The sequence below is a fragment of the Tardiphaga sp. GW822-FHT04G09 genome, assembly GCF_058800725.1.
Genome location: NZ_JBXAMO010000004.1, coordinates 459,375 through 470,689 on the forward strand (window position 1 = coordinate 459,375; position 11,315 = coordinate 470,689).

10 protein-coding genes are annotated in these 11,315 nt (G+C 62.5%); all 10 read left to right on the forward strand.

Annotated elements, in window-relative coordinates; translation table 11 throughout:
• The first annotated feature begins 89 nt into the window (after positions 1-89).
• Positions 90-1,367: an amidohydrolase/deacetylase family metallohydrolase gene (locus tag AC1RLZ_RS11290; protein WP_493188671.1), complete on the forward strand. Its 1,278-nt coding sequence runs from the start codon at positions 90-92 to the stop codon at positions 1,365-1,367.
• Positions 1,368-1,407: 40 nt separating this feature from the next.
• Positions 1,408-3,789 (forward strand): xanthine dehydrogenase family protein molybdopterin-binding subunit, encoded by a 2,382-nt coding sequence (locus AC1RLZ_RS11295; RefSeq protein WP_493188699.1) that lies wholly within the window; start codon positions 1,408-1,410, stop codon positions 3,787-3,789.
• Positions 3,786-4,622, forward strand: a complete 837-nt coding sequence (locus AC1RLZ_RS11300) for an FAD binding domain-containing protein (protein WP_493188672.1) — start codon at positions 3,786-3,788, stop codon at positions 4,620-4,622. Before AC1RLZ_RS11295 ends, AC1RLZ_RS11300 begins: the two co-directional genes overlap by 4 nt.
• Positions 4,619-5,824: a xanthine dehydrogenase family Fe-S subunit gene (locus AC1RLZ_RS11305; RefSeq protein ID WP_493188673.1), complete on the forward strand. Its 1,206-nt coding sequence runs from the start codon at positions 4,619-4,621 to the stop codon at positions 5,822-5,824. The genes AC1RLZ_RS11300 and AC1RLZ_RS11305 overlap by 4 nt, the downstream gene beginning before the upstream one ends.
• 79 nt (positions 5,825-5,903) lie before the next feature.
• Positions 5,904-7,058: an ABC transporter substrate-binding protein gene (locus AC1RLZ_RS11310; protein WP_371423242.1), complete on the forward strand. Its 1,155-nt coding sequence runs from the start codon at positions 5,904-5,906 to the stop codon at positions 7,056-7,058.
• 203 nt (positions 7,059-7,261) lie between these two features.
• Positions 7,262-8,134, forward strand: a complete 873-nt coding sequence (locus AC1RLZ_RS11315; RefSeq protein WP_493188674.1) for a branched-chain amino acid ABC transporter permease — start codon at positions 7,262-7,264, stop codon at positions 8,132-8,134.
• A complete protein-coding gene (locus tag AC1RLZ_RS11320) occupies positions 8,131-9,177 on the forward strand; it encodes a branched-chain amino acid ABC transporter permease (RefSeq protein WP_493188675.1) in 1,047 nt (348 codons plus the stop codon). Before AC1RLZ_RS11315 ends, AC1RLZ_RS11320 begins: the two co-directional genes overlap by 4 nt.
• Entirely contained in the window at positions 9,177-9,989 is an 813-nt protein-coding gene (locus tag AC1RLZ_RS11325; protein ID WP_493188676.1) for an ABC transporter ATP-binding protein, read from the forward strand. Before AC1RLZ_RS11320 ends, AC1RLZ_RS11325 begins: the two co-directional genes overlap by 1 nt.
• Positions 9,982-10,686, forward strand: coding sequence for an ABC transporter ATP-binding protein (locus tag AC1RLZ_RS11330; RefSeq protein WP_371423246.1), 705 nt, complete (start codon positions 9,982-9,984; stop codon positions 10,684-10,686). The genes AC1RLZ_RS11325 and AC1RLZ_RS11330 overlap by 8 nt, the downstream gene beginning before the upstream one ends.
• A complete protein-coding gene (locus AC1RLZ_RS11335; protein WP_371423247.1) occupies positions 10,676-11,020 on the forward strand; it encodes a Rieske (2Fe-2S) protein in 345 nt (114 codons plus the stop codon). Before AC1RLZ_RS11330 ends, AC1RLZ_RS11335 begins: the two co-directional genes overlap by 11 nt.
• Positions 11,021-11,315 lie beyond the last annotated feature (295 nt).

The following is an 11,315-nucleotide window of genomic DNA, read 5'->3' on the forward strand; positions in this document are numbered from 1 at the left end:
GCACGGACTTTGCTTTTGTAAAATACGAAGTATGCTTCGTATTTTGGTGAGCCTCTAAAGAGGAGCCGCCAAAGCGTAAGGAGATCGCCATGTCTGTTACTGCCTCGTTCGACCTGCTGCTGCGCGGTGGTCGCGTTATCGACCCTGCTGCCGGCGTGGACGGCATCAAGGATGTCGCCATTCGCAATGGCAAGATCGCCGCCGTGCAGTCCGATATTCTGCCGACCAGCGCGAAGGAAGTGGTGGATGTGACCGGCAAGCTGGTGCTGCCGGGCTTGATCGATACCCACGCGCACGTCTTTCAATACGTCAGCGGCCGCTTCGGCATGAATCCCGACATGGTCGGCGTACAATCCGGGGTTACGACACTGGTCGACCAGGGCGGTCCGTCCTGCATGACGCTGCCCGGCTTTCGCCATTTCATCGCCGAGCCCGCGAAATCGCGGGTCTACGCTTTTCTCTCCGCCTATCTCGTCGGCGGTCTTGAAGGCCACTTCTATCCGAACCTCTACAGCCCCGATGGTGTCGATATCGATGCGACCGTGAAGGCGGCGACGGCCAATCGCGATCTGGTGCGTGGCATCAAGGCTCACGCTGAAATTGGCGGCTTCGCGCGCTGGGGCATTCGCGTGCTGGAGATGGCGGCGGAAATCGGCAAGCGCGCCGAGCTGCCGGTCTATGTGCATTTCGGCCAGCTCTGGGGTCTCCCTGAGAGTGGCACCAATGGCGAGGACGTCGACACGATTCTGGAGCGCGTGATCCCTCTGCTGAAGGAAGGCGATGTGCTGGCGCATCCGTTTACGCGGCATCCCGGCGGCTTCGTTAATCGCGAAGGCGAGGTGCATCCGGTAATCCAGGCGGCGATCGATCGCGGCCTCAAGATCGATGTCGGCCATGGCAGCCACTTCTCCTATCGCCTCGCCAAGAAGGCGATTGCGGCCGGCATCGTACCAAACACGCTCGGTGCCGATATCCATGGCTATAACACCGAGGTGCCCGTGCCTGCCGGTACGCCGGACGAGCACGAGGACGACGAGAATCATCCGTTCAAGGGCCAGGCCAAGTTCAGCCTCGTGCAGGCGATGAGCTCGATGATTTCGCTTGGCCTCACGCTGGAGCAGGTGGTGCCGATGGTGACGTCGAATCCGGCCAAGATGATCGGCCTGTCCGACAAGATCGGCTCGCTGAAGGTCGGCATGGATGCCGACGTCTCGGTGCTCGTCGAGAAACCCGGCCGCTACGTCCTGCGCGACAACGAGAACACCGAGGTGATTTCGAACGGCCTGCTGCAGCCGGCCTTCTGTCTGCGTGAAGGTGTTCGCTTTGAGCCGATCGCGCCGATCCTGCCTCAGGCCGTTGCGGCCTGAGGGTACACGCATTTTCGTGAAAGACACTGAGGGTTCGTCGATGCGCAATGAGCGCGATTTTTCTTCCGCTGCGCCTGCGTCAAAGCAGGGCGTCGGGGCGCGCGTGCCGCGCAAGGAGGACGATCGCCTCATGCGCGGGCGCGGGCAATTTGTCGGCGATATCAGGCTGGCGGGACTACAGGACGTCGCTTTCGTTCGCAGTCCGCTGGCGCATGCGCGAATCCGCGCGATTCGTATTCCTGAACGCTATCGCGACGTGGTGTTCACGTCCGCTGACCTGGTTGGTATCAAGCCGATTCGCGCTATCACCGGCCTTGCGGGCTTCAAACCCTCCGACCAGCCGATTCTGGCGACCGATAAAATCCGGCAGGTTGGCGAGCTCGTCGCCATGTGCGTCGCGCCGACGCGTGCCGAGGCCGAGGATATCGCAGCCTCCGTCACCCTCGATCTCGAAGAGCTTCCCGCCGTCTACGACATGCTCAAGGCGCGCGAGCCCGGCTCGCCTTTGGTGCATGAGCACTGGGGCGACAATGTCTTTCTCGAAAGCTTCTTCGAACTCGATATTTCCAGCGCGCTCGATGCGCCGATCAAGGTGACGCGCGAGATCTCGACCGCGCGGCAATGCATGTCGCCGCTGGAAGGCCGGGGTGTCATCGCCACATTCGATCATCGTCTCGATCAGCTCACGCTCTATACTGGCAGCCAGATGCCGCACATCGTGCGCAACGGTCTGTCCGATTGCCTTGAGATGGATCAAGGACAGATCAGAATCGTCTCGCCGGATGTCGGCGGCGGCTTCGGTCACAAGGGCATTCTGCTGCCGGAGGAAGTCTGCCTGTCATGGCTCACCATGAAGCGTGGCTTTCCGGTGCGCTGGATCGAGGATCGCCGTGAGCATCTGGTCGCCAGTTCCAACTGCCGCGAGCATCACTACAAGATCACAGTCTATGCCAATAACGACGGCACCTTGCGCGGCATAGATTGCGAAGCGACCGTCGATTCCGGCGCTTACTCGTCCTATCCGTTCTCGGCCTGTCTCGAGGCGGCACAGGTGGTCAGCATTCTGCCGGGGCCATATCAGATGCTGGCCTATCGCTGCCGGACCTATTCGGTCGCGACGAACAAGTGTCCCATCCTGCCGTATCGCGGCGTCGCGCGCACGGGCGTCTGTTTTGCGCTGGAGCTGATGCTCGATCTTGTTGCGGCTGAAGCAGGGCTTGAGCCCGGCGTGGTTCGCATGCGCAATCTGGTACGGCCGGAGCAGATGCCGTTCGACAACATCACCAAGAAGCATTTCGACAGCGGCGATTATCCCGAAGCCTTGCGTCGCGCGGTCGCGCAGATCGATATTGAGGGCATCCGTGCGCGGCAGCGCAAAGGTGAGGCGGATGGACGCCTGATCGGCGTCGGCCTCTCGATCTATTGCGAGCAGGCCGCGCATGGCACCTCGGTCTATTCCGGCTGGGGCATTCCGATGGTGCCGGGGCACGAACAGGCGACGGCGCGATTGACGCCGGATGGCGGGCTTGAGCTGAAGGTCGGCGTGCATTCGCACGGGCAGGGCCTCGAGACCACGCTGTCGCAAGTTGCATTCGAAATGCTCGGCGTTGATGTCACAAAGATTCGCGTCGTCCACGGCGACACGGCGATGACACCGTATTCAACGGGCACCTGGGGTTCGCGCTGTATGGTGATGGCCGGCGGCGCTGTGGCGACCGCATGCCACGAACTCGGCGAACGCGCCAAGAGGATTGGCGCCAAGCTGCTGCAGGTCGACGAAGCCAATGTGGTTCTGGTGGATGGCGAGATTCGTGGACCCAATGGCAGCGTTACGCTGAAGGAAATCGCACATACCTGGTATCGCCGCCCGCAAGATCTGCCTGGCGACGTCGATCCCGGCGGCTTGGAGGCGACCTCCGGCTACAAGCCGCAGCGCGACAGCGGCACGTTCAGTTATGCCGCGCATGCGGTGACCGTCGCGGTCGATCCTGATCTGGGCGATGTGGAAATTCTTGACTACGTCATCGTCGAAGACGGCGGCGTGCTGGTCAATCCGATGATCGTCGATGGTCAGATCTATGGCGGTCTCGCGCAGGGCATCGGCACGGCGCTCTATGAGGAAATGCCGTTCGATCGCGCTGGCCAGCCGCTCAATACGACGCTTGCCGACTATCTGCTGCCGGGACCGACCGAGGTGCCGATGCCGTGGCTCGACCACATGGAAACGCCGTCGCCCTACACCAAGTTCGGCGTCAAGGGCATCGGCGAGGGCGGCGCCATCGCGCCGCCGGCGGCCATCGGCAATGCGGTCAACGATGCGCTGCGCGGCCTCGGGGTCGAGATGCTGCAGTCGCCGATCACACCGCGCCGCGTGCTGGAAGGGATTCTTGCTGCGCGCGATGCAGAAAGGCCGGTCGCATGAAGCCGGCACCTTTCGCCTATGAACGCCCGCGCGATGTCGCCTCGGCTTTGGCGGCAATGGCCAGCACCGTAGGCGTCGTGAAGATCATGGCTGGCGGTCAGTCACTCGGGCCGATGCTGAACTTGCGTCTGGTGGCTCCCGACACGATCGTCGACATCACCGGTCTAGCCGAGCTGAAACATGTGGAAGTCACCGGCGATGAATTGGTGATCGGCGCCTGCGTCACTCACGCCGATATCGAGGACGGCCGCATTCCCGACGTCACCCGCGGGGCGATGCAGCGTGTGGCCAGCGCCATCGCCTATCGCGCGGTGCGCAACCGCGGCACCGTCGGCGGCTCGCTCAGCCATGCTGACCCCTCGGCCGATTGGGTGTCCACCTTCGCGGCCCTCGGCGCGACTTTGTCGCTGCGCAGTGCCAAGGGCGCGCGGCGTGTGGCGATGAAGGATTTCATGCTCGGTGCGCTGGAAAGCGTGCTGCAGCCCGGCGAGATGCTGGAAGCCGTGCGCGTGCCGGTGATGTCTCCCACTGCACGTTGGGGCTATGTGAAGAGCTGCCGCAAGACGGGCGAATTCGCCCATGCCATCGGTGCGGTGCTGATCGATCCCGGTGCGGGCAGTGCGCGTATCGTCATTGGCGCTGTCGAAGCCGCGCCGATCATCGTTGAGAATGCCGAAGAACTGTTCGGCGGCCGGATCGCCGCCGATTTCAAGACGCGCTTCGATGCACGTGTTGCCGATGCCCTGCTGGCGAAGGCCGGAATGAGCGATGCCGCTAACCGGCATATCCATGTCACGGTGTTGCGCCGGGCTGTTGCGGAGGCCGCGGCATGAACTCGGTCGAACTCACCGTCAATAGCCGCACCGTGAAGAAGGACATCGAGCCACGCACGAGTCTCGCCGATATGATGCGCGACACGCTCGACCTCACCGGTACACATCTCGGATGCGAGCACGGCGTCTGCGGCGCCTGCACCATCCTCGTCGATGGCGTGCCGGCGCGGTCCTGCATCACCTATGCGGTGGCGTGCGACGGAGCTGTCATCACCACCATCGAGGGTCTCGACGACGACGAGATCGCCGGTGAATTGCGCGCGGCCTTCACGCGCGAACATGCGCTGCAATGCGGCTACTGTACGCCGGGCATGCTGGTCTCCGCGCGCGATCTCGTGAAGCGCCTGCCGGATGCCGACGAGCAGCAGATCCGCATCGGCATGTCAGGTAATCTCTGCCGGTGCACCGGCTATGTGGGCATCGTCCGCGCCGTGCAGTCGGTCATCACGGAGCGCCGCGCGCGCGACATCGCGCCGGAGCCGGATGGTGGCCGCAAGGCGCTGGGACCGGCCGGGTCGGGGCACAAAGGCGGTGCCAGTTCGCAGAGGTTGGCGGTGGACAAGCCTGTTGCCGTATCTGAACCAGCTGCTGCCGTCGTACTGCTGGAGATCCCTGATTTTACGCCATCAACGACGCTTGAGCAGCAATTCACTGTCGCGCATCCGCCGGCCAAGGTCTTCGCACTGTTCGATGACATCGCCGCCGTCGCCTCGTGCCTGCCGGGCGCCACGCTGGTCGGCACGCCCAGACCCGAGCGCGTCGAGGGCGCGATCCGCGTCAAGATTGGACCCATCTCGGCCAATTTCAACGGAGCCGCCCGTGTCGAGCGCGACGAGGCCAATCTCGCCGGCCGCATTCTCGGCATCGGCAACGACCAGCGCAGCCGCTCGACGACGCAAGGCGAGATTCGTTACCGGCTTGTGCCGCAAGATGACGGCGTGGCCACGCGTGTGGAGCTTTCCATCGGCTACAGCCTCACCGGCATGCTGGCACAGGTTGGCCGCAGCGGGCTGGTGCGCGATCTCGCGGGGCGGCTGGTTGCGGAATTCGCCGGCAATCTCGATCGTCGCCTGTCGGGCGATCCGACATCGGCGCCCACAGCGGCAGCCGATCTGAATGGTGTTTCGCTGATCCTCGGCCTCTTGCGTGAGCGCGCGACGAATGTCGTTCGCCGTCTCACCGGGCGTGGCGGATCGGCGTGAGAGATCGACGTTCGCGCGGACACGCGAGCGGCGAGGTTTGGACTGCGCAAGCTTCATCAGCGTCACACTGGAGGACCACATGATACGGACCATCAAGGCAGCTTCGGCGGCGGCCCTGGCAATTGCTTTCCTGAGCAGCGCCGCCACTGCGCAAACCATCAAGATCGGCGTCAATGAGCCGCTGACCGGCGCCTTCGCCGCATCGGGCACCTATGTCGTGAACGGCGCCAAGATCGCCGCCGACGAAATCAACGCCAAGGGCGGCCTGCTCGGCAAGAAGATCGAGCTCGTCATCGAGGACAACAAGAGCAACCCGACGGAAGCCGCTGCCGTTGCCGAGAAGCTCATCACCCGCGACAAGACGCCGGTCATGCTCGGCGCATGGGGCTCCAGCCTCACGCTGGCGGTAATGCCGAAGCTGGTCGAATACGAAACCGCGATGGTCGTCGAGACCTCATCGGCAAGCAAGATCACCACCTCGGGCAATCCTTACGTGTTCCGCATCTCGCCGCCGTCTTTCGTCGAGGCCGCTGCGTTCAAGAACATCGTCGACAAGCTGGCGCTGAAGAAGGTCGACTTCCTTGTCATCAATAACGACTGGGGCCGCGGCACCGCCGAGGACTTCAGCAAGATGATGAAGGAGAAGGGCATCACCATCGGCCTGGTCGAGACCATGGATCAGTCGGCGCAGGACATGAGCGCACAGCTCGCCAAGATCAAGGCAACAGATTCCGAGACCGTGATCATCACGGCGGCGGTCGATCAGCTCACTTTGATCTTCAAGCAAGCCGCAGCACTCGGCCTGAAGAAGCGCATCATCACCACCGGCGGTTCGCAGAATCCCGACCAGATCATCGCTCAGGCCGGCGCTGCAGCGAACGACACGATGCATCTGACGACCTTCCTGCCCTGGATGCCGGACAAGACGCCGAACCCGGAAGCCACCACCTACTTCATCGGTGAGTGGAAGAAGCGCGGCTTCGATTTCGCCGGCTGTACCGAGAGCTTCCGCGGCTATGACGGCATCCGCACCATCGCGGCGGCCATCGAGAAGGCCGGCAAGGCCGAACCGGCGGCGATCAAGGACGCGCTCTGGAAGATCGACGTCAAGGGTCTGAACGGCGACATCATCTTCAAGAAGTCGGGGCCGGCCGGCTCGGAGAGCGGCCAGAGCTTCCCCAACGTCTATCTGGTCGAGATCTCCGGCGGCAAGATCGTGATGAAGGATCTGTGATCCAGACAAACTCCGGCAGTCAGCTCCCTCGCCCCGCTCTTGCGGGGAGAGGGTTGGGGTGAGGGGCGCTTGCGAGTGAAACACTGGCTCCCCCTCACCCGAAGCCTCGCTGTCGCTCAGCTCCGACCTCTCCCCGCCCGACGAAGCAAAGCTTCGCCAGGCGGGGAGAGGTTAGCATCTTACTCGAACTTTTAGGGCCGCTCGTGGACCAGCTCCTGCAACACCTCGTCAATATGCTCGTGCTCGGCGGCACCTATGCGCTGCTCGGCATCGGCCTGACGCTGATTTTCGGCATCATGAACGTGGTGAACTTCACCCACGGCATTCTCTACACGTTCGGCGCCTACATGATGTTCATCGTCGTGCATCAGCTTGGCCTGAACTTCTTTCTCGCGCTGCCGGTGGCGATCGTCGCCGGCTGGCTCTTGGGCGCCGTCATCGAAATCACGCTGCTGCGGCCGCTGCGCGGCGCCGATATCGACACCACCATGCTGGTGATGATCGGTGCTTGGATCGCAATGCAGTCCGGAGCGCTATGGATCTGGGGCGGCGTCGCCAAGTCGATCGACAATCCATTTCCCGACGCGCCGCTGGTGATCGGGCCCGTGTCCGTGTCCTGGCTTCGGCTGTTCGTGCTGTTAGCAGCCGCGCTGCTGATTGTGCTGGCTTACTCGCTGATCAATCTCACGAAACTCGGAAAGGCGATGCGCGCGACCTTCCAGGACTCTGACACCGCCGCGCTGATGGGCGTCAATGTCAGCCTGATCTATACTTCGACCTTCGCCATCGGCTCGAGCCTTGCTGCCGCTGCCGGCGCGTTGCTCGGCCCGGTCTATGTCGTGTTCCCGCAGATGGGGGATCTCGCTGCGGTGAAGGCCTTCGCCATCGTGATTCTCGGTGGTCTCGGCAACATCACCGGCGCGGTCATTGGCGGCTTCATTCTCGCATTGGCTGAAGAACTCGGTGCCGGCTACGTCTCGTCGGGCTATCGCGACGCCATGGGGTTCCTGATCATCATCATGGTGCTGATCTTCAAACCCACAGGATTGTTCGCACGGGCGGAGCGCGTCGGATGAAGCAGATCGTTACGCTCTTCTGTCTCGCCTTCTTCGCTTCCGTGCCCATGTGGCTGACGGATCCGTATCTGCTCAATGCGCTGATCACGACCGGTATTTTCATCATCGGCGCCATGAGCCTCAATCTGCTGCTCGGCTTCACTGGGCAGCTCAGCCTTGGCCATATCGCTTTCTTCGGTATCGGCGCTTATGTCAGTGCGCTGACATCGCTGGGCTTCGATGTGCCGATCTACGGCGATTTCCACATCGTTCACGTGCCGTGGCCGCCAATTGCTGGCTTCGTGCTCGCTATTATCGTCTCAGGCTTTTGCGGCTATCTCGTCGGTCGGCTGTCGTTCAGCGTGCGCGGCGCCTATTTCGTCATCGTCACGATCTCGTTCGCGGAAGTTGTACGATTGGTCGCGCTGAACTGGGTCGAACTCACGCAAGGCCCACTGGCGCTGACCAACATTCCCTCGATCACCATCGGTCTGCCGGGGCTGGGCTATCTCGTGCTGAAGACCAAGCTGCAGAACTATTATCTGGTGCTGGGTGTCGCGGCGATTTCGTACTTCATGATCTCGCGCCTGGTTCACTCGCATTACGGCCGCGCGATGCGCGGGCTGATGGAGAACGAAACGCTCGCGGTCGCCGTCGGCATCGACGTCACCAGGACACTAACACTGGCCGCCGTGATCTCTGCCGGTATCGCAGGTGCTGCCGGCAGTCTCTATGCGCATTACATCCGCATCATCGATCCGGACGTCTTCGCTTTCATTTCGACGGTGACCATGGTGATCATGGTGGTGTCGGGCGGCAAGGGATCGCTGACCGGGCCTGTTGTCGGCGGCGTCATTTTCGGCCTGCTGCCGGTGTTCTTGCGGCCGATCATGCCGCCGGAGGCACAGTGGATCACCTATGGTGTGGTGCTGATCGTCATCCTGTTCGTAGTGCCGCGCGGCATCGTGCCGTCGCTTGCCGCGAAACTCGGTTTGGCCCGTGCCGGCGGAACCAGACGGGCGTCCATGGCCGTCTCCGAGCGTACCGCAGAGGAGCATGCGTGATGGCCGAAACAGTCCTCAGCATCGAACATGTCGCGGTCCATTTCGGCGGTCTCGTCGCGATCTCGGACATGAACTTCGATGTCAACAAGGGCGAGATCGTCAGTCTGATCGGGCCGAACGGTGCCGGCAAGACCACGGCCTTCAACGTCATGACCGGCTTTCTCACGCCGACCAAGGGCGCGGTCAAGTATTGCGGCGCTGATCTCCGGGGCAAGAAGCCGCATGAGATCGCAGACCTCGGCCTGATCCGTACATTTCAGCGCACAAGCGTGTTTCCAAACGATACCGTCTACGACAACGTTCTGATCGGTCTACATCGCCAGGGCGAGCTTAAGGGCAAGCTCGGCCTCGCCGAGGCGATTCTCGGCCTGCCGCGCGCCCGCGCCTCCGAGAAGGCGCAGCGCGCGCGTGCTGCCGAACTGGTGCGCTGGATCGGGCTCGAAGCCCGCGCCAACGACCTCGCAGGCTCGCTCTCCTATGGCGAGCAGCGTCTCGTCGGTGTTGCACTGGCGCTCGCCGCCCAGCCTAAGATGCTGCTGCTCGATGAGCCGGTGTCCGGCATGAACGCGTCGGAGACGCATACTTTCGTGCAGCTGATCCGCAATATTCGGGATCGGGGCGTTACGATCCTTTTGGTCGAGCATGACATGCCAATGGTGATGAGTGTGTCGGATCGCATCGTGGTGCTGAATTACGGACGCATCATCGCGGAAGGGCCGCCCGATGAAATCCGGAAGAATCCCGCGGTGATCGAAGCCTATCTCGGTCAGAGCGCGAAGGATGTAGTCAAGGAGGTCGCGGTCCATGCTTGAGATACGTGACATGGTCTGCGCCTATGGCCAGATCACTGCGCTGAAGGGCATCTCGCTTTCGGTCAAGGCTGGTCAGCTCGTGGCGCTGATTGGCGCTAACGGCGCTGGCAAGAGCACGACGCTGCGGGCGATTTCCGGTCTCGTGCCGTCGCGCTCCGGCAGCCTGCATTTCGATGGCGAGGACATCACCGGCATGGGCGCGCAGCGGGTGCTGACCAAAGGCATCGCGCATTGCCCGGAAGGCCGTCGCGTGTTTCCGCACATGACGGTCGCCGAAAATCTCGACATGGGCGCCTATCTGCGCTCCGACATGTCCGAAGTCGCAGTAGACCGCGACCGCATCTATGGCGAATTCCCGCGTCTTGCCGAACGCCGCAAGCAGGCGGCGGGCACGCTATCCGGAGGCGAGCAGCAGATGCTGGCCATCGGCCGCGCATTGATGTCGCGCCCGCGCCTGGTGATGTTCGATGAACCGTCGCTTGGTCTCGCACCCAACATCGTCGAGCGAACCTTTGCGATCATTCGCGCGATCCGCGACGCTGGCACGACTGTTTTGCTGGTTGAGCAGAATGCCTTCGCCGCGCTCGAGATGTGCGATCACGCCTATCTGCTGGAGGCCGGTCGCGTCGTGCTGTCGGGAGCAGGAGCGGAGCTGATCGAGAACGAGCATGTGCGACGGGCCTATCTTGGCGGATGACGGTGATCCCGCCCGGTGGGTCGTGGTCTGCTCGCGCGAGCGCCTGACCGAGCAGGCAATCGTCTGCGTCAACGTAGCTGGCATCGGTGTGCTCATCGTGCAGGATAGCGAGACGATCTACGCCTGCGAGCGCGCCTGTCCGCATGAGCAGGCCGATCTCAGCCTTGGCCGTATTGCCGATGGCCGGCTGCACTGCCCGCGTCACCTCGCCTGGTTCGATCTGGCAGATGGCAGCATGTCGCCGGGCTGGCCGAGCCGGGGTTTGCGACGCTATCCGGTGCGCGAACGCGATGCGCAAATCTGGGTCGACGCAGCGGCCATCGTCCCGAAGTAACGAGTCTTCGCGAGAGTTCCGCGGCATCGAGCCTGAATTCAGAGTTAGTTGACGCACTGCAGCATTCAATTGGTGCAATTGCGGTATAATAATCATGCTTGCCCGCCGTCAAAGCACGGACAATACTGCTGCAAAGTCAGACTGTTGAGCGTGTCTGGCTGTTACACAAGTGGGCGCTAGACCCATGCTTCTCGTCGATCTTTCAAAGCGATCTCCGTGGGGATGTCCCGCTTTTTGTTGAAAATCGCTCAGCAGGCGTTCTCATTGGCTGAGCCTATGCGGCCTTGGCGTGCAG